Source organism: Shewanella electrica, from assembly GCF_022321485.1.
Classification (GTDB): domain Bacteria; phylum Pseudomonadota; class Gammaproteobacteria; order Enterobacterales; family Shewanellaceae; genus Shewanella; species Shewanella electrica.
In genome coordinates this window covers 1-26423 of sequence record NZ_JAKOGG010000002.1, presented here as the reverse complement: position 1 = coordinate 26423, position 26423 = coordinate 1, and the positions used below count along the sequence as shown (strand labels likewise).

Below are 26423 nucleotides of genomic sequence, written 5' to 3'. Positions count from 1 at the left end.
AATGAGCCAAGAGTTAACCTCACAAACGCTCGCTGAGTTAATGCAACGCGGTAATGTGTTTTCTGATAAATGCCCTTCGCGTGATGTGCTGAAACATGTCACCAGCCGTTGGGGCGTGTTGGTGTTGTTGGCGCTAATGGATGGCGAACAGCATCGTTTTAGCGCGTTAAAACGCAAAATTCTGGGGGTCAGTGAAAAGATGTTAGCGCAGACGCTGCAACAACTGGAAAGTGACGGTTTTGTTATTCGTACAGTGTTTCCGGTAGTGCCACCGCACGTCGAATATGGTCTCACTGAGCTGGGGCGTCAGATTGCCAAGCAAGTGGTCGGTTTGGCAGATTGGATTGAAAATAATTTGCTACAAATTATTGAAGCACAACAACAATATCAGTCACAGCAAACCAGCAGCTTACAGCATTGGCAGTCTTAAACACACATAGCGCCAAGGTGAAGGATCACGTTTTATCGCTACTAACGCCTAAAAAACCACCATACCAATCCAAGGAGATTTGCTTTGCAGCGCGCGGCCATTTATTGTCAAACAACTTAGCTATTTTTTAACAAGGACGCTTACATGGCCATCACTGAGCTTGATGCCAGCCTTACCTATCGTCAGGCAGAATTGCTGCAACTGCCGGACACCATCACCTCCACTAAAGAACTCGAACCGCTAGATGAAATCATCGGCCAAGAACGTGCCCAAAAAGCGGTGGAGTTTGCCATGTCGATTCGCGACAAAGGCTATAACATCTATGCGGTGGGGCGTAATGGGCTGGGCAAGCGCACCATGATGTTGCGCTATTTGAAGCGTCATGAATTTCTTGATTCATCACTTTATGACTGGTGTTATGTCGCCAATTTTGATGAACCACGCTCGCCATCGATTCTTAAATTGCCAGCGGGCAGCGGCGCCCCATTTAAGAAAGAACTCGAAAAAGTGGTGCTGCGTTTAGTCAAAGCACTGCCGTTGGCGTTTGACAACGAAGTCTACTATCGTCGCGCCGATAAACTCAAAGCACAGCTCTCACAACGCCAAGAAGCCACCTTAGGTGAACTCGCGGCCGAAGCGCATGAAATGCATATTCGCTTGGTGGTCAGCCCCGACGGTGACTATCAACTAATGGCCCTTAACGATGAAGAAGAACCACACACCGATGACAGTTACGCGGCGTTGTCAGATACAGAGCGTAATCAGTTCGATGATAATATTCGCCATTTAGAGATCCGCCTGCGCGGCATCGTGCGCCAATTGACTGAGTGGGAAGAGGAGTTCAGCACCAAGCAGCAACAACACGATGAACAAGTGGCGCGCGAAGTGCTGACGCACTTTTTTAAGCCGTTGAAAGACGACTATCGCCACATCAGCGAAGTGCGCAGTTTCCTCAGTAATATGCAGAAAGATATGCTCAGCAATCTGGATATCTTTTTGGAGCAAAGTGAAGATCAGCTTGGGCTGGCCTACGCCTCGCTAGAGAAGAAAATGCCGCGCCGGTACCAAGTCAACCTGTTAGTGGGCCAAGAGTGTGAACGCTTTCCGGTGGTGGTAGAAGAAAACCCCACCTATCACGGCCTGTTCGGCTATGTCGAAAGCGCGACCTATCGCGGCACGGTATTTACCGACTTTTCACTGATCCGCCCCGGCAGCTTGCACCGCGCCAATGGCGGCGTGCTGTTGATGGATGCCATCAAAGTGCTAGAACGCCCGTATGTGTGGGATGGCCTGAAACGCGCGCTACGCTCGCGCACACTGGATTTGAACTCGCTGGAGCGGGAAGTCAGCTTATCGGGCACGGTATCATTGTCGCCGGAACCGGTGGCGCTCGATGTCAAAATCGTGCTGTTTGGCGACTACGAAACCTACCAGTTGCTGCAACAATACGACCCTGATTTTAGTGAGCTTTTCCGCGTCACCGCCGACTTTGAAGACGTGATGCCACGTAACGATGAGTCTGAAGCCTTCTACGTGCGCTTTATTAGCTCGATTGTGCACGACAACCAGTTATTGCAATGTGACCGATCTGCCCTCGCCCGTATCATCGAGTACAGTAGCCGCCAAGCAGATGACCAAACCATGTTGTCACTGCATTCGGCCAATATCGCCAACTTGCTGCGCGAAACGCACTTCTGTGCCAAGTCGGCCAATGCACGCCGTATTCGTGCTACCCATGTTGAGCAAGCGCTACAACAACAGGAGCAGCGGGTTAGCCGGCTGCGCGATCAAATGATGCTTGGTTTTGTACAAGGCACTAACCTGATTGAAGTACAAGGCAAAGCGGTGGGGCAAATCAACGCGTTGTCGGTGTTAGCCACCACAGATCACCAATTTGGTATGCCAAATCGCATCACCGCCACCACCGCTCACGGCCGTGGTGAGGTGCTCGATATTGAACATAAAGTGCGCCTCGGTGGCCGTATTCACAGCAAAGGCGTGTGGATTTTAAGTGCCTATATTAACGGTCTGTTAGGCAAAGACGCCGCAGTACCGCTAACCACTTCGCTGACGTTCGAGCAATCCTACTCGGGTGTGGACGGCGATAGTGCTTCGATGGCCGAATGCTGTGCCATTATGTCGGCCATTAGTGGTATCGCCATTCGACAAGATATTGCCATCACTGGCTCGATGAACCAATTTGGCGAAGCGCAACCGATTGGCGGACTCAATGAAAAAATTGAAGGCTTTTTCGATGTCTGCGCCATCAAAGGGCGGAAAAACAGCCAAGGGGTGATCATTCCCAAACGCAACGCGCACAACTTAATGTTGAAAAAAGAGGTGGTTGATGCAGTCAGCAAGGGGCGCTTCCATATTTGGACCGTTGAGCATGTCACCGAAGCGATGGCGCTGTTGACCGACACCGACGTCGCTAAAGCCAATCGTTACGGGCGTTACCAAGCGGATTCCATTATCGGTGTTGCGCAGCAGCAAGTAGAGAAACTGCGCAAACTGCTCACGGCAAAATCCTAAACATGCAGAGCCTAACGCGCCATCTCGCCATCAGTCTGCTGCTGCTTCATAGCTGGAGTAGCCAAGCCGCAACGGCGGTCACGCTGGGGAATGATGTGTGGTCGCCCTATGTGGAAGCGGATGGACAACATGGCTTAGCCATTGAGATTGTGCGCGCCGCGTTACAGCAACAGCAGCGCATGCTGACGGTGCAGATCAAACCGTGGGCGCGCGCCTACCGCGATGTGCAAAGCTGTAATAACGACCTGACATTGGTGTGGTATGAGGCCAGTCGTTTGCATGAAATCCGCTACTCCGCGCCGTTTCTGACCAATCGACTGCGCTTTATCAAACGACTAGATGATAGTTTTGAATATCAAGATCTCGCACGTCTCGCGGGGAAGTCCATTGGCGTGATTCGTGGCTATAACTATCAGAATGAGTTTATCAATAATCCCAGTTATCATCTGAGCGCCAACCACAGCCTAAGCGCTAATTTGCAGATGCTGGCGTTAAAACGCATCGATTTGGTGGTGGAAGATGAATTAGTTGCCGCGACGACAATTTTTCAGCAACGTATGGAGGGCCAATTTATTTTCACTGGCCCCGCGTTAGACGAGCGCAAACTGTATGTGGCGACCGGTACGTGTAACGCTGAAGGTGAGGCGCTCATCGATAGCTTTAATCAGGGACTGACGGCAATCAGAGCGAACGGCGAGTATCAACAGTTAGTTGATAAATATCGGGCGATATTACAAAGCAGAAAGTCGCCGGTTGACATCAACACCATATTTCCTGCGCTACGCAATCCACCGTTTAAAGCCCCGCTGATACCGCAGCAACTTGCGTGGTGGCAAGCAACGCCAGCCTCACCCTACTTGCGCTAATCAGGCTTTAAAGCCGACGCGAAATCCACCCCAGTGGCGACCATTAACATAAATCGGCACCGACAAGTCGTGCATCACCTCGCCAGTGTCGCGCTTATAAGTTTGTAGCAACATGGTTTCCGTGTGTTGGCCGCAGCGAATCCCAGTCACATCATTAAACAACCGCTTGGTGCGATTGTGCAAAATATCCTGTTGCGGGTTGCCAGTGAGTGGCTGGCTAAAGCGGCGATTGTGTGTCGGAAAGTAGCCTTGTTTATCGACCGCACCAGCGTAAACAATATTTTGATGTCGCTGTAAAATCGGCTCTTGAATATCGGGGAATACCTGATCGGTGAAGCCGTCAAACGCGGTGCTATATTTCGCTGGCTCACTGCTGCCGATACGCTGATACTGCGGATTAAACAGTTGCTGCTCGGTAAACTTACCGCTTTGTAATGCTTGCGTCAGTTGCTGACCACAGGCCGCGGCGGCCGCTTGCGCCTCCTGCAACACTTGTTGTTCAAAGGTATCGGTGTCCCACAGGGTCAGCGCACGGAAAATTCCTTCAGTCTTGCGGGAAAACTCAAATGCCCGTTTGGAAATCAACTGCGCCCGGCCATCGGTATCTTGCAATAATTCACTGATTTGCTCGATTGTCTGGGCAATGTCACTGGTGGTATCACGGTAATCTCGCAACGAGCTATCAATCTGCGATAACGCATCGGCCGAATGCTCGACACCGCTGGCAATGCTGTCAAAACGTTGCTCCAGCGCAGACATCGCTTGTACAGCCTCCGCAGTGCGTTCAACCACCCGCGCCATCAAAGTAGAGGTGGCATCGGTTTGCTGGCGAATATTACCCAACATCGCGGCAATATCTTGGGTCGATTGCGCCGTTTTAGCGGCTAAAGCACGCACTTCGTCCGCCACCACAGCAAAACCACGGCCAGCGTCTCCCGCTCGCGCCGCTTCAATGGCGGCATTTAGCGCCAGTAGATTGGTTTGCTCGGCCACCGCATCAATCACCTCAGTGACCTTTTTGATCGCATCCGCTTGAGATTTTAGTTGCTGCACATGCTCTGCAGCACCCGCCACGTCACCACTAAGCTGCTGAATAGCGGCAAAGCCCACCACGGCAAACTCTCGGCCTTCTACCGATAACTGTTTCGATTGCTGCGCCTGTGACAATACCGCTTGTGCATGTTCGCTTAAGGCAATGGTCGACTCAGATAATGCCGATGATGACAGATTTATCCGCTGGGCGGTGCTGCCACTAAACTCAATGGTTTTGGTTAGTTCATCAACAAAATGTGACACTTCGGCACCGCCGATGGCTAAGGTGCTGGTGTCTTTGGCTATCTGTCTAATCGCTAGGGGCTGTTGTTGCTCCGCCGCTGTGGCAGTGGTGGATTCGGGGATGGAAGGTGGGCGTTGGCATAACCGCCAGATTAATAACAACATGGGTAAACACAGCAGCAACACTGGCGCGTAGTCCAACGGCGTTTGCGCCGTCATAACGCTTTGCCCTGCCAGTAGCAATGCCGCGCCGCTGACCACGCCCGCTAGGCTCCACTGCCACCGCGCTTTCGACGCTAACGTCATTGAGGTTCCTTGTTCGATTTATCGCATGAGATAAGCGAAAGCAGCGCTCAATGCCGTCATCAGTCTTGTTGCCGTTTCGCCGTTTAATTAAGCGTAAACCATGAATCACTTATTTGCTGGCGCTAACAACAAACAAGGGACCCTAAGGTCCCTTGATGAGCGTGTGTGGCCGCGGCTTATTTAGTCAGGTCCATTTCCTGAATAATTTCATGCGCGATTGGCGGCGTAGTACACTCTGGCTTCTCATGCAGATCAGCCTTTAACTGGCCTTTGCGGTGTTTGAGCGCGGCTTCGAGTTTTTTCACCGCAGTGGCGATTGCCGGATACATCACCGCATCGCTGCCGGTTGCAGCAACCGGAACACCTTCATAGTTAGTACGAATATCTGCTTGATAGTCACCGTGCTCCTTAGCCACGATAACATCGAATCCGATAAGTCCTGGGAAATGTTTGATGATTTTAGCGAGTTTTTCCTCAACGTGAGTACGAACTGAGGGAGTGACTTCAACATGGTGACCTGAAACTTGGATTTTCATAGGCTTTCCCTTTTCTTTGTTGACTTACTACTGAGCTTGGGGCTTTTCCTGTAAAACTCAAGCCCCATTTGCCGATTAAACCATCTATTCGACCTTTTTTGTAATCAACCGCTGATATTTCCAGCAGAACTACAGCTTGCGGCAAATACTTTGCAACCAAAACTGCTCAGAAAGGTGCTGACTCTTAACAGATAAGCGGCTGACCTGCTCACTGCGCGTCTCGGCCGAGCGGATTTGATGCGTGCTGTCCGCCGCCAACCCTTTAATGGTAACCAAGGCTTGATTTATCTCACTCGCCACTAGCGCTTGTTGCTGCACAGCGGCGGCGTTAGCCTCGGTCATGCTATCAACACGATTGATAGAATGGCGTAGCGCCTCAAACGCCTGACTGGCCTCTTCCGCCATCGCGACCGAGTGTTCTGCATCACTGCGCCCGGCCTGCATGGTAGCCGCAGCGTTACGGGTCGTTTGCTGGAACTTAGCAATAATCTGTTCGATATGAGTGGTCGACTCGCTGGTGCGACTAGACAGCGTGCGCACTTCGTCAGCCACCACTGCAAAACCGCGGCCCGCTTCGCCGGCGCGCGCCGCCTCAATCGCGGCATTTAATGCCAGCAGATTAGTTTGCTCAGCAATGGTTTGAATCACTTCCAACACTTCCGTGATCGCGTGGCTATCTTGTTCGATAGCGTCAACCACACCAGCAAAATCGCGAATACGCACATTCAATGCGTCAATCGCTTGCACCACTTTTTGTAAGCGCTCATCGCCCATGGAGGTAGCCGCTAAGCTGGATTTCATCTCATCTGCCGCCAGTTGCAAGTTATCGTTCACCTCGGCAAAACTGGCGGTCATCTGCGCCATGGCCGTTCCCGCTTGGCCCGTCTGTTCACTTTGCAACTCAGCACGCTCAGCATTGTCTTTAAGCGTAGACATCAAATTAACCGACTCTTCACTGATGGAAGTGGCAGAATCCGCCATCCGCCCAATCACACCGCCGGTTTCCGCTGAGAGATAACTTAAGGTGAGTGATAACTGCCCCACTTCGTCCTGACGACCGCTATATACCGCACGGGCGAGCGGATCATCGATGATGTTTTTGGAGGAAGCCACCAGCGCGTACAAAGGTTGTAACTGCCATTGACTGCCCACCAGCCACAGCAACACCGTCAGCAACGACCACCATGGCGATAGGAACGCTAACCCCACGGCAAGCAACAACATCAAACTACCAAACAGTTGCAAACGGCCACCAAAACCTAGCCACGGTTTACGAATAGCTGCGGGCGTTTGCTGCTGTTGCAGCGCTTGATAAAGCGGTTCGGCAACGGCAATTTGCTCGGGCGTTGCACCGTGACGCACCGATTGCACCTCGTGCAACTTGCCATTTTCCATCACTGGGGCAACGTAGGCATTAACCCAGTAGTGATCACCATTTTTGCAGCGATTCTTAACAATCCCCATCCAAGATTTGCCTTGGTTAATTTGCTGCCATAGCGTTTTAAACGCCGCTGGCGGCATATCGGGATGGCGCACAATATTGTGGGGTTGTCCGCTTAATTCGGCGCGGGAAAAACCGCTGACAGAGACAAATGCATCATTAACGTATTTCAGGTTGCCGCGAGTGTCAGTGGTGGAGAGCAGAATGTCGGTATCTGACAGAGATTTTTCGCGCTGGGTGACAGGTTGATTATTTCGCATGGAGTCCTCAATACACCGTGGGCCAATCCAATGGCGGGCAAAGCGATAAAATGCAAAAAACAAACAATATTAGTTAGTTATAATACTCAGCAACCAATTGTTATCAACTGTTAATTCGACGTTTAATCACTAATTACCCAATTAACACTGTTTTCACTCAATCGCGGCATGATGACAGGCTAATGCAAGCAAGATGTAGCATCGTAATGTCGGTATGTCATCTCGACTAAAGTGATGGCTGTAACACTTTACTTCGGTTGGCATCAGCCTAAGCTGAGAGTATGGTTTCATCCGCTAAATTAGCGGGATCAGCAACACTTTTGATGATTAACGTTTGCTAATCGTTACTGCACGCGTTAGAAACGTAGATTAATGCAATGATCTTATGGACAAAAATATATTCTATCGTCCACCACAATGACAGTATCCTAGCACTGGAGCAGTATTATGAGTTTTCAAGTCACCGTTACGTGGCAAGGCTCCCCAGCCCCCGAAGGCGAGTTTAATCGCGATCACCAGATCCAGTTTGGTAGCGGCCAGCACGTCGCCGCATCATCGGCACCGGAATACAAAGGCAACAGCGAGTTAGTCAATCCTGAAGAAAGCCTCTTAGCAGCCATCTCGTCATGTCATATGCTGACCTTTCTGACCATCGCTCACTTGAAGCGCTTAACCGTGGCGCAATACGTGGATAATCCCGTTGCGGAAATAGGCAAGAAAGAATCAGGCAAAATTGCCATTACTCATATTAAGCTCAAACCCACAGTGACTTTCGCCGAAGGTATTGACGTTGACCGTGAAACCTTGGAGAAAATCCATGAAAAGGCACACGCCAACTGCTTTATTGCCAACTCGTTGGCAGATGACACCGAAGTTGAAATCGAGTTTTAAGCTTGTGTGAATGTCGCGTAGAAAAAAGCTCTGGCATGCCAGAGCTTTTTTGTTTTGTCTTTATTCCGTCCTGAATTACGGACGAATATCTTGTGCTTCACCGGTTGGCGGCATCGGCTGCGCTTTCAGCGGTGCCACGGGTTGCTGTTGCAGCTGTTCTTTGAGATAGCTAATCGCCCGTGTTAACTGGGCATCTTTGCCTTCAAAGGTCGCTAACGGCAGGTTGTCGACTTCGATATCAGGGCTAATACCACGGCCTTCCACCACCCAACGTCCATCTATCGCATACTGCGGATATTCAGCCACGCGTGACATGCCGCGGTCAGTCAAACTGTTGCGGCCAGTGAGCCATACGCCCGCGCCAGCCGTGCGCTTACCAATCAATGGCGCAATCCCAAGCGCCTTAATCCCGGCGGAGAAGGTTTCGCCATCGGAGTAGGTCAGCTCGTCGGTCAATACCACTAAGTGACCACGGAAACTTTGCTGCATGTTGCTGTATGGCGCGCCATAAGTTGGTTGCCAGAACATCCACGCTTTGCGCAGCAGTTTTTCGATAATCCAGCTGTCAATGTTGCCACCGCGATTACGGCGTACATCGATGATCAGCCCCTCTTTCTCAAAGTTAGCGTAGAACTCGCGGGCAAAATTGCTGATGTCACTTGAACCCATGGCATACAAGTGCAGATAACCGATTTTACCGTCACTCGCTTGCGCAACTTTGTTGGAGTTGTTGTTAACCCAATCGAGATAACGCAGTTGGTTGTTCTCACCTAATGAAACAGGCATAACCACCGTTTTTAGCAACTTGCCACTGCGTTTCAGGGTCAGTAACACCTGCTTGTCGGCTTGGTTGCTCAACTGTTCGGTCACGTCGGCAATACTGCTGACGCTGCGGCCATTGATGCCAACAATGATGTCGCCATCGGCAGCATCGACACCCGGTTTGTCCAGTGGTGCCGCGCGTTGCGGTAGTTCAGGATCATTACGATAGATATGGCTGATCACCACACCGGCAGCAGTTTGCGTTAACTTAGCGCCCAAAGCCGATGGTGATGGTTGCTCGCTGTCTTGACCAAAATCGCCACCACGCACTTGCGAGTGCAATGCATCCAGCTCGCCCATCATCTGCGTGAAAATATCTGACAATTCATGACGATCAGTCACGCGTTCCAGCAACGGCAGATACTTTTTCTTGGTCGCTTGCCAATCAAGACCGCGCATTTTTTTATCGAAGAAGGATTCGCGGTGCATTAACCACGCATCTTCAAACATCTGGCGCCACTCTTGCTGCGGTTGAATGGCTAGCTTCCAACCATCGAAACGCACCGCCGCATCACTGGTGTCTTTCGGCGCGCTATCACCCGCTTTAACAATCAGCATCTGCCCCGGCTTAACGCCTTTGAACAGGAAAATCTGTTTGCCGTCTTGTGAGACTTGGAACCCGCGTACATCGCTAGCAAAAGTTGCCACTTCGGCCTTGCGGTTATCGTAGGCGATATATTTCACCTCGTTTTCTTGTGACAGATACAAGCCGCTTTCGTTTAATTGCAGGCGGCTATAGTTGTCAGCGCTGACCGGCACTTGCCACAAGCGCTGCGCTAATCCGCTCCAATCAATCTTGAGTTGCAGTTCCTTTTTATCGTCGCTGTCCGCTTTGTCTGTGTCATCAACGGTTAACTCGGTCGGCTGCTGAAACGGAAACTTGGCGTCTTTGTTCAGCGCTACGGCATAAATGCCGGTGCGTTTATCAAACACTGGCCCTAAGTTACGATCGCCCCAAGGTGAGCTTGGATTGCTGTTAAAGGTACGGTTAGATAAGAAATACAACCAGTTGCCATCGGTGCTAAAGGCCGGTGAGAACGACTCATATTTGTCAGAGGTCAGCACTTCACTGCGGCCGCCGTCAAAAGTCATCAATACAATTTGCGGCCGTGGCGAGCCAATTTCAGTCTTGGTCAATGCCAAGAAGCGGCTATCTGGCGACCAAACAATATCTTGATACGGCGCGAGGCCTTCATTGTTGCTGGCAATTTTGCGGTTACTGCCTTTTTGCAGATCCAGCAGCCACAGGTTGCCTTGGTAATCATCACTGGCAAGATAACGGCCGTTCGGCGACAACACCAAGCTCATGCGCATGCTTTGACCATCATGAGTCAGTTGCTTGGCACCTGCTGAACCATCAGCCGGATACTGCCAGATCTCCTGCTCGCCCGATTTATCAGAGATCAGGTAAACCCATTTACCGTCCTGTGACATCACCGCGTTGCGCATGCGGAAACTGCCATCAGATGGCAACTCCACCATACGGCTGTTGTCTGTACCGGCAATGGCAACGTGGCTACGCGCCGTCAACACCACTTTGTCGCCATTGGGCGCGAGGTTGAAGTCGTTGGCGTATTGCAGCGGGTCGTTAAGCCAGTGTTGATGCTTTTCAGGGAAATCTGAGGTCAGCTCAATGGCGGCAACTTGGTCTTTACCACTGGCAATATCCAGCAGGTGAATATCGGCCCCCAGTTGGAACACGATACGGCCCTTATCCAGCGAGGGTGAACGCACTTCGTAATCTTTGTAGTGCGTCAGTTGTTGTGGGTCTTTCCCCGCTAAACTCATTGACCAGATGTTAGCATTGCCGTCTTGGTCCGATACAAAATAGATGCGGTTTTGCCACAACATTGGTGAACGAACGGAGCCTTGGTGCTCAGCCGTTAACCGCTCTGCTTCTTTGTCTTGCCCCAATTGATAACGCCATAGTTCGCCTTTGGCACCGCCACGGTACACTCGCGCGTTATCGCCAGTGACTTGCAAACCAAAGCGCACAAAGTAGATATATTCGCCCGCATCATCCACCACACCTTGCACGGCATCAGCCAGCGGAATGTCATGCGTCACCAGAGTTTTGGGTTCAACCGTTTTTAGCACCCAAAAGTTGGCTGGGCCATCAGCGCTGTCGGTGGCATAGAGAATTTCGCCTTTGGCAGTCCAGCCTTGAATGCGTACGCGGCTGTTTTCAAAGCTAACGCGTTTAGCGCTGCCGCCGCTGAGCGGAATAGTGTAAATCTCGTCAGTGCCTTCGTAATCCGCCACGAAGGCCAAGGTTTTGCCATCGGGCGAGATCTTACCGTTGAGTTCTTCTGCGGGCAGGCTAGTCAAACGCGCGGCGGATGTTTGCCCCAACTGCTGCGTCCACAAATCGCCCTCGGCGGTAAACACTAAGGTATTATCGTGCAAATCGGGGGCACGGTAGTAACCTACGGCAGCTTGCGCGGCACAGGTGGTGACACCTAGCCCTAACGCTAACAAGCAACTGGTCACTGACTGACGAAGTTTCATGAGCTTATTTCCTGATCGATTGTTCGAATTGTTATTGATGGGACAAACTAGCAAAGTCGACGGCAAGATTCAGCAACGCGTATAATGAATAAGTTTTAGCAAATGTGTCGCCAAGGAAAACGGCGAGGATTGTTAGTTATCTTCCCTTGTCCAGTGTCAGTAATACCTTTACGTCACCAAGCCCAGATTTTCACGAGTTACATCACACTCTAGTCGCTAATAGCGCCCTAGAATATGCGCCCTTTGAAATATGTAGTAGGAGCCACAGGTGCCTAACAGTTCCGGTTTTCGTCAGCAGTTGTTTTCTCTCAAATTTGGTTACGCCCTGCGTGACGTGCTGTTTCGCCAAGGCTACCAGCGACAGCAACTACTACAAGATGTGATTGCCGGTGTTACCGTTGGGATCATCGCTATTCCGTTAGCAATGGCGCTAGCCATCGCCAGTGGCGTGCCACCACAATATGGCTTGTATACCTCGATTATCGGCGGTTTTGTCATCGCCTTATGCGGTGGTTCACGCTTTTCCATCTCCGGCCCAACTGCGGCCTTTGTGGTACTGCTTTATCCCATTGCCCAGCAGTATGGTTTAGCCGGTTTGCTGATGGCGACCTTGATGTCAGGGCTGATTTTAGTGGCTATGGCGCTGCTACGCTTAGGCCGGTTAATTCAATACATCCCACAGCCTGTCACGCTGGGCTTTACTGGCGGGATTGGTATTGTCATCGCGGTGCTGCAACTCAAAGATTTTTTCGGGTTGCAACTGGCAACGCTGCCAGAACATTTCATCGATAAAGTGCAACTGCTGTTCATCAACCTGCCGCAATTCGACGGAGCAAGTACCATAGTTGCACTCGCCACGCTGGCGACCATGTTGCTGTGGCCCAAATTGAAACTACCAATCCCGGCGCATCTGCCCGCACTCGTAATCGGCACGATATTAGCGCTGTTATTGGCGTACTTCGGTCATGATGTGGAAACCATTGGCAGCCGCTTTCATTATCTACTGCCCGACGGCAGCCAAGGCACAGGTATTCCGCCAGTGTTACCGCATTTTGACTGGCCTTGGCTACGCGAGGGCGTTGATGGTCAAACACTCACCTTAAGTTGGCAGACCATTCAAACGTTAGCACCGGCCGCATTTGCGATTGCCATGCTCGGGGCGATTGAGTCGCTGTTGTGCGCCGTGGTGCTCGATGGCATGACCAATACCCGCCACAGTGCCAACAGTGAACTGCTCGGCCAAGGTATCGGCAATATTGTCGCACCACTGTTTGGTGGTATCACCGCCACCGCGGCGATTGCCCGCAGCGCCGCCAACGTGCGTTCTGGTGGCCAAAGTCCGATTGCGGCGATGGTGCACAGCATCGTGGTACTGCTGGCACTGGTCGCGCTGGCAGGCGTGTTGTCCTATCTGCCAATGCCTGCCATGGCAGCCTTGTTGATGGTGGTAGCGTGGAATATGAGTGAAGCGCCTAAAGCAGTGGAACTCATCAAAAAGGCGCCGCGTAGTGATATCTGGGTATTTGCCAGTTGCCTGCTGCTGACGGTGGTGTTTGACATGGTGGTAGCGATCTCTTTCGGCATCATGTTGGCCGCCCTGCTGTTTGTCAAAGAGATTGCCGATATGACCAAGCTGCACGACATCAGCAGTAATCGCCGCTATGTCGATCGCGATATTCCAAACGATTGGGTGATTTTGAAAATCAACGGCCCGCTGTTTTTCGCCGCCGCAGAGCAAGCATTTGGCGATATCGCCACGCTAACCAACGACAAACAGGTGGTGGTGCTTGATTGGGATGGCGTGTCATTGCTCGATGCTGGTGGCTTGTCAGCACTGAACAAATTGGTCAAACAGTGCCAGCACAATCATAGCCGCTTGTTGATCAGCGATTTACAATTTCAGCCAATCCGTACCCTCGCCAAAGCGGGCATTCAACCGATTGAAGGGGTGTTGAAATTCTATCCCACACTCAAAGACTTGTTGAATGAGCAGTTGCCGCTAACAGTAGATACCAACAATAATTAACCGACAAAAAAGCCCCAATCGTTATGATTGGGGCTTTTGTTATTACAAGCCTAAAATTTGCTCGACATATTGCGGAAATTTTTGCTGCCAGTCGGCATCAAAAAAGTGACCACCGTCGTGGGTGTGCTGCTCAAATTGATTACCTTGGCTGAAATACCCAGCCAGCTTTTTATCTAAAGCTTGATTGCTCTGGTGCTCATCCATGCCATAAGACAACACCACCCGTTTACCTTGGGGGGCGGCTGCCGTCAGCTCAGTTTGCATACCACCGGCAGAGACGATTAACGCACCACAATAATCATCGGCATGTTCAGCTAGCAGATGAGCACTATGTAGCGCCCCTTGCGAAAAGCCCATCAGGGCAACGCGTTTTTTATCCAACTTGGCAGATTTAGCTGCCAATGCCAGCGCTTGTTGCACTGCTTTTTGGGTGGATTCAGTTTCTGTACGTGCCCAACGGAAGCGGTGTTCATCGAGCTTTTCGGTGCCATTAATACCGATAAAAATCGCTTTATCAGCCGTTAAGGTTTTTGCTAAGTGCTCGCTATCACTGCCCTCGGTGCCATATCCTGATAACCACACCAATACCGGCCAGCCATCAGCAGGCGCGGTGCCTTTAGGCAGATGAATGTAGGCTTTCCCCGCATCTTTTGCATGCTCTGGATAACGTAATTTAGCGTTAGTTAGCAGCGTATTGTAGGCGTCAGAGTCGGTGATCTCTGCCAGTTCATCATCCTCTTCCATGGTGATGTACTGCCAAAAACCACGTTGGTCGGCCAGTTGTAAATAGGTATCGGCTTGATCCGGCACGCGCAGATAAGCTAATGCGGCAGCGGCTTGATAAGGCGCCCAACTGCTATAGGGATCGCGTTCCGTCGCGATCAAATAATACGCTAACGCCCCAGCATAATTATTCCAGCGTGATTTTTCCTCATCCCCCTGCGCAATAAACTCGCTAGCTGGCGCATTATCTAAATACAAGTTAGCCACGGGGCTAAGCGCTTGCCAACGTACGTCGGCAGCTGATGGCGGCGCTGAAGTTTCGGTCTCGGCTAACGCCGCGGCGGAGAACGCCATAGTTATCGCCACTAGCAGTGGCTTAACTGACAGATGTCTTAAGTCCATTTATCGATCCAATTAACAGTAAGAGGTGAATCGCAGTTCACAAGAAACTCGCATCGTAACGGGCCGAGTTTCTATCGGCGAAGCTGTATTTTAGCAAGTCCTTGGTTGGCTACCAATGCGTTTTAATCAAGCTGCGCCAACAAATGTGAACACTGCGTTTTGCACAACGGACCGCCATCGCTCAGCTAAAAAGCAGCACATTCAAAGTGGACATGTTATGATCGCGCCACTTTTTTAGCAGCCCAGTTCTACTGTGGCTGCTGATAATAACTATCTACCCTACATTGATAAAAACATCCGTTTTAAGGAGTGATCATGCAAGCCCTCGTTGCCGTTGTTATGGGGTCAAAAAGCGATTGGCCGACAATGGAAGCCGCCGCTGAAATCATGGATACCCTCAAAGTGCCTTATCACGTTGAAGTGGTAAGTGCCCACCGCACCCCAGATAAACTGATTGAGTTTGCTGCCACGGCAGCCGACAAAGGTTATCAAGTGATTATTGGCGGTGCTGGCGGTGCAGCCCATCTGCCCGGCATGCTCGCCTCAAAAACCCGTTTGCCAGTGCTCGGTGTGCCAGTACAAAGCAAAGCATTGAACGGTATGGACAGCTTGCTCTCTATCGTGCAAATGCCCAAAGGGATTGCAGTAGGCACCTTGGCGATTGGTACTGCTGGGGCATATAACGCCGGTTTGCTGGCTTGCCAAATTCTTGCCACCCATGATGCTGAGTTAGCGAAACGCATTGATGCATTCCGTGAAGCACAGACGCGCTCTGTGTTAGAAAACCCAGATCCGCGGGAGGCATAATGGCAAACGCTATTTGGGTGTTAGGTAATGGTCAATTGGGCGCCATGTTGGCCCATGCAGGGAAACCGTTAGCCTTAGATGTTAAGCCCATCGATATTATGGCACCGCCTGCTGAACAGTTGCCGATGCAAGCCAGTGATATCGTCACCGCCGAGCGTGAGCAGTGGCCTGAATCTGCGCTCAGCTTGCAGTTATCGCAACATCCGCAGTTTATTAACAGTTCAGTATTTGGCCGTTTAGCCGACCGTTTTACCCAAAAAAGCCTGTTGGATGAACTCAAGGTAGCAACTGCTCCGTGGCAGCTAGTGGATGACAGCGTCAGCGAGCAAACTCTGCACCAAACTTACGGTGACCGTGTGCTGCTGAAACGCCGTACTGGTGGTTATGATGGCCGTGGTCAACATTGGTTGAAACAAGCCGAAGCCACCAGCATTCCGGCTGATTGGCGCAATGAAGCCATTGCCGAGCAAGCAATTAACTTTGATGAAGAGGTGTCGTTAGTCGGTGCACGTACCCATGATGGCCGTTGCGTGTTCTATCCATTGACACTGAACCTACATCAAGACGGCATTTTGATGGCATCAATCGCGCCGCTGCCACGCTTAGCCGCGTTTCAAGCGGAAGCGGAGCAAATGCTGTCTACCATCATGCACGGCTTAGAATATGTCGGTGTGATGGCGATGGAATGTTTCCGCGTGGGCGACAAACTATTGGTCAACGAGCTGGCACCGCGGGTGCACAACTCCGGCCACTGGACTCAAGCTGGCTGCCATATCGATCAATTTCAGCTGCATTTGCGCGCCTTGGCAGATTTGGCGGTGATGACGCCACAAGTGAACTTTCAATGTGTGATGGTTAACCTGATTGGCGTTGACTACGACGCCCGCTGGCTGTCGCTACAGAATGCCGAACTGTTCTGGTACGACAAAGAGGTGCGTCCGGGCCGCAAGGTGGGCCATCTGAACTTGTCAGTGACTGAGCCTCAGTTATTGGCCGACAGTATTGCTAAACTGCAACAATGGATGCCGAGCCAATATCAGGCGCCATTAGCATGGATTTTACAGCACTATCAAGGTTGATAATGCCAAAGGAGCAGTGAATTGGATTTTACTCACAGCAGCAAACTTAACGATGCCAAAGTAGCTACCAGCCAACATATTTTACTGTTGCTGGTCCCTATGCTGCTGTTTTCACTGCTCTGCTGGATGTTCAGCGGTCCGGGCAAATACCCGTGGCTGCTGCTGTGCGGCGTGGGCATCATCTACTACCTCGCCTACAGCTTAGGCTTTTTTCTGTATTTCAATGTACTCAGCCATCAACGCGATAAACTGCGTCAACTCACCAATATCAACGATGCTGCGATGGAGCTACTCAACCTGCATCGCTACTGTAGCAGCGAGCATGAATTTCTCAGTGCCCTGCTCTCGAAAGCAATGGGGTTAATTCCGGGAGCCGAATTTGGCTCGGTGATTAAAGTCGATCCATCAAGTAAAAAACTGCAATTTGAAGCTGCTGTTGGCTTAGATATTAAAAAGCTGCAAGGCCTGAGTATGCAGCTACACCAAACCTTTCAATACAAGATGACCGGTGGGCGGTGTGACCGTGCTGTGCTCCTCAACGAAACCGATGGTGGTTGTGCAGCCGATGCCCATGGTGCCGAACAGATTGCCGATAACCGCATTCACTCTACGTTATCTTGCCCGATCCACCTCGACGATAAGTTGTATGCGCTACTCAACCTTGATAGCGAGCAACCGGGCTGTTTTAGCGATTACGATGTGTCCATTGCCACCATTTTGTGTAATGCCGCTGCCAACGCGCTAATGCTGTATCACCAAGCACAGCTGATTGATGAGCTGCGTCACTATGATGCGCTGACTGGGTTAGCAAACCGTGAGTTTTTTGAAGAGCAAGCGGTGCAGTGGCCACTGCGCGATGAGATTGATACCAGCTTAATCCTGATAGATATCGATAATTTGAAAGAGATTAACCAGCAGCAAGGCCTTGAAGCTGGTGACGAAGCGCTACGTCAGCTGGGGTTAGCGTTGAAACAATGCTGGCCTGCCAAAGCATTATTGTGCCGTTTTCGCGGCGATAAATTTGCCATTTTAACCTATGGTGACAGCAGCCAAATCAATGCTTGGCTCGGCGACGTAAACTTGGAGCTAAGCCGTCACTTGCCGGGGATCCACTTCACCGTAGGTAATGCACTGTTCAATGGCAACCTGCCGGAAACCATTGAACTTGCCGAACATGCGGTAAGTGCGCGACAGCGCCTACTAGCCAAAAAAGAAACGCCATAACCAGGAAGAATCTAACTCCTCTTGGCATGAACGGTACTGCGCGGCATATTTACGTGAACGGGTATCCACTTTTTTGGCGACCTTAATTAACCACTTTTTCTTCCAATAGCTGCCGCGTTTGTAACCGCCCCAGCCTTCGTGATAATTCAGGTATTGGTTCTTCGCATCCCATTTAGACACACCGTTGATCTTATGGGTTTTCCAAATAAACCAGCCCATAAAGTCCATCGCATCATCAAAATCACTACGGCTGGACCAGCTGTTACCAGTTTCACGCACGTAGTCATCCCATGTCATGGTTTTGGCTTGAGCATAACCATAAGCATCACTGGCGCGGCCAATGGGAATAAAGCCGAGGAAATACTCCATCGGTGGCTGGGCGTTATGTTTGAATGAGCTTTCCTGATACATCATGGCAATCGGCACATGCACCGGCACGCCCCATTTATCGCGGGCATCAACGGCAGCCTCATACCAGTCACGGTTTTCACGGAAGATTTCACAAATATTGTCAGGATTTTTTGGCGGTGGCGTGGCACAGCCAGCAAGCATGATGGCGGTTAGCGCAACCAGCGCGCCATTGCGCGAGCTGCGTAACCATTGAGCAAGGTAACTTTTTGGGAAAGACTGCAAACCTAAGTACCGGAATTAGAGCAAATTATTACCATTGAGCCCGACTCGCTGGCAAATTTCAACCCACAATTGCAGTTAATCGTCTTGCAGCTCACATTCGTGATATTCCTGCGAGCGGATCACCGGCTGCCAAAAATTCTGATCATTACCGCGGTATTGCTTATCCACATTGAATTGCGCCATCAACTGATAGCGGGTATCTGCGGCAACATTGACGACAATCGTTTTCGGCACCCGCGCCGCTAACCGCACCTGTAACGTCTCATCATTGATCAGTTCAGACACGGTAAAACTATGCTCGCCTACCGGCAGCAGATAGTTCGGCTTGGAGATCACCGATTTGCCATCCACGCTGGTAACCACTAAAGGAAAATAGTGTTCATTCGGCGCAGCGGGCAGAAAGGTGCTGACTACACCGCAGCTTGCTTGCTCTTCCGGTGCCGAGGCACAGGCAGATAACAAGGCTGCGGCGATAACGACTAGCGAATATTTCAATGTACCGGTTCGTCCATCGATTGTTTGTTACCGAAATAAGCCGCGAGATACTCATCAAACGTGAGTGTATCGGCTTGTTCAATCTGCAACTGTTGCTCCAGCGATGCGGCCGCTTCTGCCTCAAACGAAGCCGTTACCGCATCTGACAACGGTTGCTGTTTCAATTGCTGATAGTATTGCTCTGACAGCTGGCGCATCCAAGTACCGTGGTCGAGGCCGGTATCGGTCAAGGTTTGCCAGATACGGCCAGACAGGGTCATCTCGGGATCAGCCACCGCTTGCTGCCAATAATCTAGCGCTTGCAGATATTCCTTGCCATCACCATCAATCAGCGCCGCAATACGACGCATACCATCAAAAATTTCACCAAGCCATTGTTGCAAGGTCACTGCTTGCTGGTTACGGCTCAACGTCAGTTGTGGTTTGCGGCCTTCCATCACCACGGCTTTTAAGTTCGCGGCCAGTTCTTTCTCGCCATCAGCATCAATGACAGGCGATGGCGTAAACAAACAATACAACAGGAATAGGTCGAGGAAGCGCACTTGGCAAGCATTGATACCAATCGGGCTGAATGGGTTAACGTCCAGCGCACGCACTTCAATATATTGCACTCCGGCACGACACAGCGCTTCCGATGGTTTTTCGCCACGTTTCACCACGCGTTTGGCGCGAATTGGTGCATAAAATTCGTTCTCAATCTGCAAAATATTGGCATTGAGTTGACGATATTCGCCATCCACTTTAACGCCAATATCGGCAAATTTTTTCGACGGCATATGAATAGCCGCTTTAATGCCACTGAGGTACTCATTGAGCGAGTTGTAGTTGATCGACAACGTTTCTTGCTCTTTGTTGGTGTAGCCCAAGTCACTCATGCGCAGCGACGTCGCATGCGGCAGATACAAGGTGCCTTTGCTGTGTTGCAGGAACTTCAGGTCGGTGCGTTGTTCTTTTAGGAACGAGCGACATAACGCTGGCGATGCGCCAAACAGATAAGGCAGCACCCACACGGTACGGCGGTAATTGCGGATCAGGTCAAAGTAACGCTCAGAGATAAAGTCCTTCAGCGGCAGTTGTTTATCGCTGTGCTGATACAGGTGTTGCCATACCGCATCATCTACTGAGAAATTAAAGTGCACCCCGGCAATAATCTGCATCAATGCGCCATAACGATAGGTCAGGCCTTTACGATAGGTGCGTTTGAGCGTGCCAGTATTGGACGTGCCATACCAAGAGATAGGAATATCGCGTTCATCACCGACATAACACGGCATACTGACCGGCCACAGTTTTTCACCATTAAGGTGTTGTACTGCATAGGCATGGGTTTCCGTCAATCCGGTGAGCAGTTGACCGATATCCTCATATACTGGGGTAATAAACTCCATCAAGGATTCGCTGTAATCGGTAGTAATGCGTGAATGGGTCAACGCGGCGCCCAGCGCCTGCGGATGAGGCGTCATTGCCAGCTTGCCATCTGGTGCGATACGCAGTGCTTCCCTTTCGATACCGCGGTGCATCGTACGCAATGCTTTACGGCTGTTTTCATCGGCAAATAGTGCCAACGTCTCATCAAATGACTTCAAGTTTAGATCTCTGTAATTTAGCTCAATTGTCGCCACCTTAACTCCTACCTAGCGGGTAGTGTCAAGTTTTACATAACGAATCAGAATGCAGGAGAAGGTGGTTAAACGTAATAAGGTGACGAAATCACTTTCGTCACCTTAGTCTGACTTGAGCTAAGTGGCTCGTCCCCTCATTATGGGGGCGATTTTAACTATTACAAGGTCATGTCGACGACTTTATAGCCAAGAGCTTCTAAGCCCGGTTGCACCGTTGCTTTATCGCCCACAACCAAAATCCCCATCGACTGTGGGTCGAGCCATTTCTGCGCCAATTGACTTAACTGTTCCACATTGGCATTCGCCAAGATTTTATCTTGTTGCTCGATGTAGTTCACCGGTAAGTCGTAGCGTTGGATGGTACGAATAAACCCTGCTTTATCGTACGGACTTTCGTAGTCCATCGCCTTACTTTGGCTGATAGAGTTTTGCGTGAATTTAAGCTCTGCCGCAGTCATGCCTTGTGCATGATAGCGAGAGATCTCTTTCATCACCTCCGCCAAGGCTTTATCGGTCACATCAGCACGCACATCGGCACCAACATAAAAGTAACCTTGTTCCTTGCCCCCAACAAACATGGAGCGAGCACCGTAGGTATAGCCTTTATCTTCGCGCAAGTTCAGGTTGATTCGGCTATTAAACGCACCACCTAACGGGTAGTTCATTAAGGTGGACTTGAAGTAATCACCATCCACATCAAAGGTCATCGCCAGTTTGCCCACGCGGATCACTGATTGCGCCGCACCCGGTTTATCAATCAGGTACACCGTATTGGCTTTAACCAGCGTGTTTGCTGGCTCAGTTGGCGCGCTGGCACCCGGACCAGTCAGCGCGGCGATTGGCGCCAGTTTTTGCATTAAGCTGGCTTGTGGTAAATCAGATACCGCCACAATTTGCGCATTACCTGCAGTGTACTGTTTTTGGTAAAACGCTTTAACATCGGCCAATGTAATGTTTGGCACCGTGGATAGCGTGCCGTTAGCACTGACACCAAGATACATGTCGTCACCGAAGAGCATCTTGCTAAAGCCCTTACTGGCTAAGGCACTGGGTGATGAACTCTCATGTTGCAGCATCTGCAGCATTTGCTGTTTATCACGTTCAAAATCTGCCGCTACGAAACCTGGCTCTAGCAGCTTTTCTTTGAGCAACGCGATAGTGGCATCAAGGTTTTCAGTCAATGCAGTAACACGAATGGAACTTTGATAATCATTGGCACTGAAGCTAATGCGCGCACCGAGCAAATCAAGCTGCTGAGCTAACTCTTCGGTGCTATGTTTCGCTGTTGAGTCATTTAACACATCGGCAGTTAAACTGGCTAAGCCCGCCTTACTCAACGCTTCCAGTTTATGACCGCCATCAAAGTAGATAACTAGGCTTGTGGTCGGCGTTTCAGTGCTTTGGGTGCCCATCACTTCGACGTTGTTGGCCAGTTTGCTGCGCCACAACTCAGGTACATGCAATGTCACTGGCTCACCGGCTGGCGGCTCGATATTGCGATCAAAGCTGCTCTGCGCCACCTGAGGTTTTTCCTCAGTTAAGCCTTCCACCGCTTTATCGGCAACTGGCGGGTTGGTTGGCGTAAAGTTATCAGCTGCTGCAATCAAGGCTTCACCGCCTTTTGGTACCACACTCAGCACTACACTCGGCTTACCTTTAATATATTGATTATAAACGCGCATCACGTCGGCTTTGGTGACCGCGCCATAGCGTTTCAGATCATATTCCACTTGGTTTGGCTCACCGGTGAAAGTTTCATTGCTCGCCAAGCTACTGACTTTGCCACTCACACTTTGTAAGCCATAAATGGTCTGCGAACGGATTTGCATTTTTACTTTGTCGATATCTTCATCGGTCACGCCACGCGCTTCAAATTCTTGAATCGACTCACGCACCTTGGCTTCAATCGGTGCCAGTGCACCGCCTTTGGCTGGATTTGCCAAAGCAATAAAGGCCATTCGGCAAGCAAGCTCAGAGCAACCATGACTGGCTTGGGCTTGCACTGCATAACCATCTTTAACGAGGTTTTTGTAGAGAATAGAGGTTTCACCGCCACCTAAAATAGACGCTAGCACATCAAGCGGTGCTTCATCTTCATGGCGCGCATAAACTGTAGGGAAACCGATTTGCAGCAAAGGCAGATGGACATTGTCTTCAAACGACACATAGCGAGTTTTATCTAACGTCACTAATGGCTTAGCCAGTGAGGTCACTTCTGGCCCACGCGGAATTTCACCAAAGTATTTATTGACCCACGCTAGCGTTTGCGCTTCATTCAAATCCCCACCAATGGTTAATGTGGCGTTGTTTGGGCCATACCAACGGCTAAAGAAGTCACGAACATCTTGGCTTGTAGCACGGTCCAAATCAGCAGGCCAACCGATGACGGGCCAAGAATATGGATGTCCCGCTGGGTAAAAGGCTTGATCAAACACTTCGCCAACACGTCCATAAGGTCGATTATCCACTCGTTGACCACGTTCGTTCTTCACTGTTGCACGTTGCACTTCAAACTTTTCATCGGTTAGCGCTGGCAGTAAAAAGCCCATACGATCAGACTCAAGCCAGAGCATCTTTTCGAGTTGGTTGCTCGGTACAGTTTCAAAATAATTGGTACGGTCAGTGTTAGTGGTACCGTTCATTGAACCACCGGCTTCGGTGACGGTTTTAATATGTTGCTCATCGGCCACATGTTCTGAACCTTGGAACATCATGTGTTCAAACAAGTGCGCAAAACCAGTGCGACCGTAGTATTCGCGATCAGAACCCACATGATAAGTCACATCCACATGCACCAAAGGATCGGAATGGTCTTGGTGCAAAATCACAGTGAGGCCGTTGGCGAGTTGATATTTGTTGAACGGAATGCCAATTTCCCCAGCTTTCGGAGCATATGACTCCACCAATGTAACGCCCGCTGGCAAACTAACACTGGCTTGGGTTTGCACCGCAGTACTAGCCGTATTGGCGACCTCCCCCGAACAACCTGATAGCGCCGCTGCGACAGCAACCGCGACTAGCCACCCTTTTCTCATCTGTAACTCCTTCACCTATTTGTCAATAATCGTGCCTAACACTAAGATTTAAATCGCTAAAACGCCATTACCACTTTGTGATCAAACATTTCTTTATCACGCTAAACAAAAAGTGACGCTACTTATCGCGTCACTTTCAAATATGTTCGTTCCCCCAAACCGACAGCGCCGACAGACTCATATCCACGATGTTGTGGCCGAGTGCCGCCAAGCTAGGTTTAATTTTGGCTTTGTCGCCCACAATCAAAATGCAATTGATTGAGGAGCTAACCGCTGCTTTGTCTGGAGTCTGGAGTCTGGAGTCTGGAGTCTGGAGTCTGGTAATCCATCGTCAACTAAGCAAACTGGGGGCAACAAAGTTCAGGATGCGTTTAAATGAACCTTTCGGACAGCGACAGAGCGTGATTTATTCAGCGGCAGGTACTGTAGGTGGAGAATAACGGCACGGCACATCACCTGCCTTGCCTACATCAGGCTCTGTCTGCTACAAAAACAACCAGCAAAGATAAACACCCTAGCAGCTTTTCAAGTCTAAAAAGCTGCGACAGCTAACAGTATGTTTTGTCCTAAAATCAGATAATGCTCTTTAATATGGCAATAAGTTATAAGAAAACGATTTATTAGCTCTAAAGCTGAACCATTACAATAGCCGTTAAGATTTACCGCCCCTTCACTGGGACATAACTATAATAATGCAGGCCGCTGGCACTGCTTTGGATGACACATGATTTGGCAGACTGTTACTAAGCTCCCCTTTTGGCAAAAAGTGGTCGCAGGCTTTTTACTTGGCGTACTCGTTGGCGTTATTTTTGGTGAAAAGGCCACGCTCGTAGCGCCTCTTGGCGATCTCTTCATCTATTCCATCAAAATGTTGGTCGCACCGTTGGTATTTTGTGCCATTGTGACTAGCGTTACCGCCATGTCTGGCGATGGCGTCAACCTTAAGCGCTTGAGTATAAAAACTCTGGGTATGTTTATGCTGACGGGCTTGCTCGCCTCGTTAATTGGTTTGGCGGTAGGGTCATCCATCGATATGGGTGGCAATATGCAACTCGCCACGACCGAAGTACGTGATCGTAATATCCCCGGTTTTGCACAAGTGCTATTGGACATGATCCCACAAAATCCATTTGCCTCATTAGCCAATGGTAATGTTCTGCAGATCATTGTTTTTGCTGCATTGATTGGTGTTGCTATCAATATGGCGGGTGAAAAAGCGACGCCATTGAAGAATGTCATCAATGCCGGTGCTGAAGTGATGTTCCAACTGACCCGCCTTGTGCTAAAACTGACGCCAATCGGTGTATTTGGCTTGATGGCAAGTGTCGTTGGTGAATATGGCGTTAGTACGCTGCAACACTTGGCTTGGTTTATTATTGCTATCTACATTGGTGTGGCGCTGCATATTCTGCTGGTATATGGCGGCATGATTAAATTGGTGGCACGTCTGCCACTGCTACAGTTCTTCCGTAAAGCGCTGCCAGCGCAGATTGTGGCGTTTACAACGTCGTCTAGCTACGGCACCCTGCCGGTGACAACCCGCTGCTCACTCAATATGGGCGTTTCTAAGCGTTACTCCGCGTTTGTGCTGCCGTTAGGCGCCACCATGAACATGGATGGCTGTGGCGGTATTTATCCTGCCATTGCGTCGATTTTTATTGCGCAAATTTATGGTATCCCCTTAGATTTTGCCGACTATGTGATGATTGTCGCCACCGCCACCGTTGCTTCGGTCGGTACGGCGGGCGTGCCAGGTAGCGCCATGGTGATGCTCACCGTAACCTTGAGCGCGGTTGGTTTGCCACTTGAAGGTATTGCGTTCATTGCCGCCATTGACCGCGTCATTGATATGGCACGAACTTGTACCAATATCACTGGCGATATGATGACTTCTGTGGTGGTGGGTAAATCTGAGGGTGAATTTAACGAAGCGCAATTCTACGCCGACACTACTGATGCGCCAGAGCAAGAGCAGGATCAAGCTCAAGCAAGCTAAACATGAACCGCCATCAGAAATCGTAAAGGTCGCAATTACTGCGGCCTTTTTTGTTTTATTACGGCAGACACTTATATACTAAGAACACAGCTAACGTCTTGAATAGTGTGCGCGATTGCAGTTGTCGCACACACGTTGCGGCAAGGCTGCATCGTCTTGTCATTCGTTGCACCTACGTCCCATCAGACTGACGTTACTCAACCACCGCAATATTGTTGGCTCTAACGCCAAAACGCCATGCACTTAGGAGTTACCATGGGCCGTATGTTGTTTGTACCAATTATTCTGTGTCTGTTATGGATTTTGTTTTTGCGCTTCTTTGGCATACCGCTGAAGAAAGGTAAACAAGGATTTATTTGGATTATTGGGGTAAGCAGCTTATTGATTGTGATGCTAACCATAGCACTGTGGTTGACCCGTTAGCGCGCACAGTCACGCAGTCACGCAGTCACGCAGTCACGCAGTCACGCAGTCACGCAGTCACGCAGTCACGCAGTCACGCAGTCACGCAGTC

The 26423-nt window shown here is 50.3% G+C and carries 19 protein-coding genes; 10 read left to right on the top strand and 9 right to left on the bottom strand.

The features are described 5' to 3' along the window. Position 1: 1 nt before the first annotated feature. From L9G74_RS02655 to L9G74_RS02645, 3 genes are all read left to right on the top strand, one after another. Positions 2-430 (top strand): winged helix-turn-helix transcriptional regulator, encoded by a 429-nt coding sequence (locus L9G74_RS02655; RefSeq protein ID WP_238894741.1) that lies wholly within the window; start codon positions 2-4, stop codon positions 428-430. Positions 431-574: 144 nt separating this feature from the next. Beyond that, positions 575-2962: a Lon protease family protein gene (locus L9G74_RS02650; protein WP_238894740.1), complete on the top strand. Its 2388-nt coding sequence runs from the start codon at positions 575-577 to the stop codon at positions 2960-2962. Positions 2963-2964: 2 nt separating this feature from the next. After that, positions 2965-3828: a substrate-binding periplasmic protein gene (locus tag L9G74_RS02645; RefSeq protein ID WP_238894739.1), complete on the top strand. Its 864-nt coding sequence runs from the start codon at positions 2965-2967 to the stop codon at positions 3826-3828. Here the strand turns inward: L9G74_RS02645 and L9G74_RS02640 are convergent, their stop codons facing one another. The 3 genes from L9G74_RS02640 to L9G74_RS02630 all read right to left on the bottom strand — a co-directional run bounded on the left by L9G74_RS02640 (position 3829) and on the right by L9G74_RS02630 (position 7646). Next, positions 3829-5409 carry a methyl-accepting chemotaxis protein gene (locus L9G74_RS02640; RefSeq protein ID WP_238894738.1) on the bottom strand — a complete coding sequence of 527 codons (1581 nt, stop codon included), beginning with the start codon at positions 5407-5409 and terminating at the stop codon, positions 3829-3831. A 176-nt stretch (positions 5410-5585) separates the two neighbouring features. Continuing rightward, on the bottom strand, positions 5586-5945 hold the full coding sequence (gene hpf / locus L9G74_RS02635) for a ribosome hibernation-promoting factor, HPF/YfiA family (RefSeq protein ID WP_238894737.1): 360 nt from the start codon (positions 5943-5945) through the stop codon (positions 5586-5588). Positions 5946-6074: 129 nt separating this feature from the next. Further along, a complete protein-coding gene (locus L9G74_RS02630; protein ID WP_238894736.1) occupies positions 6075-7646 on the bottom strand; it encodes a methyl-accepting chemotaxis protein in 1572 nt (523 codons plus the stop codon). Between the two features lie 447 nt (positions 7647-8093). Here L9G74_RS02630 and L9G74_RS02625 point away from each other — a divergent pair, with 447 nt between their 5' ends. Further along, positions 8094-8537: an OsmC family protein gene (locus L9G74_RS02625; RefSeq protein WP_238894735.1), complete on the top strand. Its 444-nt coding sequence runs from the start codon at positions 8094-8096 to the stop codon at positions 8535-8537. A gap of 75 nt (positions 8538-8612) precedes the next feature. Here L9G74_RS02625 and L9G74_RS02620 read toward each other — a convergent pair whose 3' ends face one another. Beyond that, positions 8613-11867 carry a S41 family peptidase gene (locus L9G74_RS02620; protein WP_238894734.1) on the bottom strand — a complete coding sequence of 1085 codons (3255 nt, stop codon included), beginning with the start codon at positions 11865-11867 and terminating at the stop codon, positions 8613-8615. Between the two features lie 268 nt (positions 11868-12135). On the opposite strand from L9G74_RS02620, the gene dauA reads away from it, so the two are divergent. Continuing rightward, entirely contained in the window at positions 12136-13893 is a 1758-nt protein-coding gene (dauA, locus tag L9G74_RS02615) for a C4-dicarboxylic acid transporter DauA (protein WP_238894733.1), read from the top strand. 42 nt (positions 13894-13935) lie between these two features. Here the strand turns inward: dauA and L9G74_RS02610 are convergent, their stop codons facing one another. Then, on the bottom strand, positions 13936-15018 hold the full coding sequence (locus tag L9G74_RS02610; protein WP_238894732.1) for an alpha/beta hydrolase: 1083 nt from the start codon (positions 15016-15018) through the stop codon (positions 13936-13938). Between the two features lie 315 nt (positions 15019-15333). Here L9G74_RS02610 and purE point away from each other — a divergent pair, with 315 nt between their 5' ends. The 3 genes from purE to L9G74_RS02595 are packed head-to-tail and all read left to right on the top strand — an operon-like array spanning position 15334 to position 18128. Continuing rightward, positions 15334-15825: a 5-(carboxyamino)imidazole ribonucleotide mutase gene (purE, locus tag L9G74_RS02605; protein ID WP_238894731.1), complete on the top strand. Its 492-nt coding sequence runs from the start codon at positions 15334-15336 to the stop codon at positions 15823-15825. Next, positions 15825-16904 (top strand): 5-(carboxyamino)imidazole ribonucleotide synthase, encoded by a 1080-nt coding sequence (gene purK, locus L9G74_RS02600; RefSeq protein ID WP_238894730.1) that lies wholly within the window; start codon positions 15825-15827, stop codon positions 16902-16904. The genes purE and purK overlap by 1 nt, the downstream gene beginning before the upstream one ends. 21 nt (positions 16905-16925) lie before the next feature. Continuing rightward, a complete protein-coding gene (locus L9G74_RS02595; protein ID WP_238894729.1) occupies positions 16926-18128 on the top strand; it encodes a sensor domain-containing diguanylate cyclase in 1203 nt (400 codons plus the stop codon). Here L9G74_RS02595 and L9G74_RS02590 read toward each other — a convergent pair. The 4 genes from L9G74_RS02590 to L9G74_RS02575 all read right to left on the bottom strand — a co-directional run bounded on the left by L9G74_RS02590 (position 18105) and on the right by L9G74_RS02575 (position 23913). Continuing rightward, the gene (locus L9G74_RS02590) at positions 18105-18701 is read right to left on the bottom strand and encodes a transglycosylase SLT domain-containing protein (protein WP_275297243.1); all 597 of its coding nucleotides are present in this window, start codon (positions 18699-18701) and stop codon (positions 18105-18107) included. The genes L9G74_RS02595 and L9G74_RS02590 overlap by 24 nt on opposite strands. Before the next feature lie 135 nt (positions 18702-18836). Continuing rightward, on the bottom strand, positions 18837-19256 hold the full coding sequence (locus tag L9G74_RS02585) for a hypothetical protein (protein WP_238894728.1): 420 nt from the start codon (positions 19254-19256) through the stop codon (positions 18837-18839). Beyond that, a complete protein-coding gene (gene gshA, locus L9G74_RS02580; protein WP_238894727.1) occupies positions 19253-20842 on the bottom strand; it encodes a glutamate--cysteine ligase in 1590 nt (529 codons plus the stop codon). The genes L9G74_RS02585 and gshA overlap by 4 nt, the downstream gene beginning before the upstream one ends. Before the next feature lie 194 nt (positions 20843-21036). After that, on the bottom strand, positions 21037-23913 hold the full coding sequence (locus L9G74_RS02575; RefSeq protein WP_238894726.1) for a M16 family metallopeptidase: 2877 nt from the start codon (positions 23911-23913) through the stop codon (positions 21037-21039). Between the two features lie 724 nt (positions 23914-24637). Between L9G74_RS02575 and L9G74_RS02570 the strand changes: the two genes are divergently transcribed. Both L9G74_RS02570 and L9G74_RS02565 read left to right on the top strand, forming a co-directional pair. After that, on the top strand, positions 24638-25909 hold the full coding sequence (locus L9G74_RS02570) for a dicarboxylate/amino acid:cation symporter (protein WP_238894725.1): 1272 nt from the start codon (positions 24638-24640) through the stop codon (positions 25907-25909). A gap of 255 nt (positions 25910-26164) precedes the next feature. Continuing rightward, positions 26165-26332, top strand: a complete 168-nt coding sequence (locus L9G74_RS02565) for a hypothetical protein (RefSeq protein ID WP_238894724.1) — start codon at positions 26165-26167, stop codon at positions 26330-26332. Positions 26333-26423 lie beyond the last annotated feature (91 nt).

What these genes read in the sequence shown, in the direction of transcription:
- L9G74_RS02655 (WP_238894741.1), top strand. Translation starts at nt 2, where the DNA reads ATGAGCCAAGAGTTAACCTCACAAACGCTCGCTGAGTTAATGCAACGC.
- L9G74_RS02650 (WP_238894740.1), top strand. Translation starts at nt 575, where the DNA reads ATGGCCATCACTGAGCTTGATGCCAGCCTTACCTATCGTCAGGCAGAA.
- L9G74_RS02645 (WP_238894739.1), top strand. Translation starts at nt 2,965, where the DNA reads ATGCAGAGCCTAACGCGCCATCTCGCCATCAGTCTGCTGCTGCTTCAT.
- L9G74_RS02640 (WP_238894738.1), bottom strand. Translation starts at nt 5,409, where the DNA reads ATGACGTTAGCGTCGAAAGCGCGGTGGCAGTGGAGCCTAGCGGGCGTG.
- hpf (WP_238894737.1), bottom strand. Translation starts at nt 5,945, where the DNA reads ATGAAAATCCAAGTTTCAGGTCACCATGTTGAAGTCACTCCCTCAGTT.
- L9G74_RS02630 (WP_238894736.1), bottom strand. Translation starts at nt 7,646, where the DNA reads ATGCGAAATAATCAACCTGTCACCCAGCGCGAAAAATCTCTGTCAGAT.
- L9G74_RS02625 (WP_238894735.1), top strand. Translation starts at nt 8,094, where the DNA reads ATGAGTTTTCAAGTCACCGTTACGTGGCAAGGCTCCCCAGCCCCCGAA.
- L9G74_RS02620 (WP_238894734.1), bottom strand. Translation starts at nt 11,867, where the DNA reads ATGAAACTTCGTCAGTCAGTGACCAGTTGCTTGTTAGCGTTAGGGCTA.
- L9G74_RS02610 (WP_238894732.1), bottom strand. Translation starts at nt 15,018, where the DNA reads ATGGACTTAAGACATCTGTCAGTTAAGCCACTGCTAGTGGCGATAACT.
- purE (WP_238894731.1), top strand. Translation starts at nt 15,334, where the DNA reads ATGCAAGCCCTCGTTGCCGTTGTTATGGGGTCAAAAAGCGATTGGCCG.
- purK (WP_238894730.1), top strand. Translation starts at nt 15,825, where the DNA reads ATGGCAAACGCTATTTGGGTGTTAGGTAATGGTCAATTGGGCGCCATG.
- L9G74_RS02575 (WP_238894726.1), bottom strand. Translation starts at nt 23,913, where the DNA reads ATGAGAAAAGGGTGGCTAGTCGCGGTTGCTGTCGCAGCGGCGCTATCA.
- L9G74_RS02570 (WP_238894725.1), top strand. Translation starts at nt 24,638, where the DNA reads ATGATTTGGCAGACTGTTACTAAGCTCCCCTTTTGGCAAAAAGTGGTC.
- L9G74_RS02565 (WP_238894724.1), top strand. Translation starts at nt 26,165, where the DNA reads ATGGGCCGTATGTTGTTTGTACCAATTATTCTGTGTCTGTTATGGATT.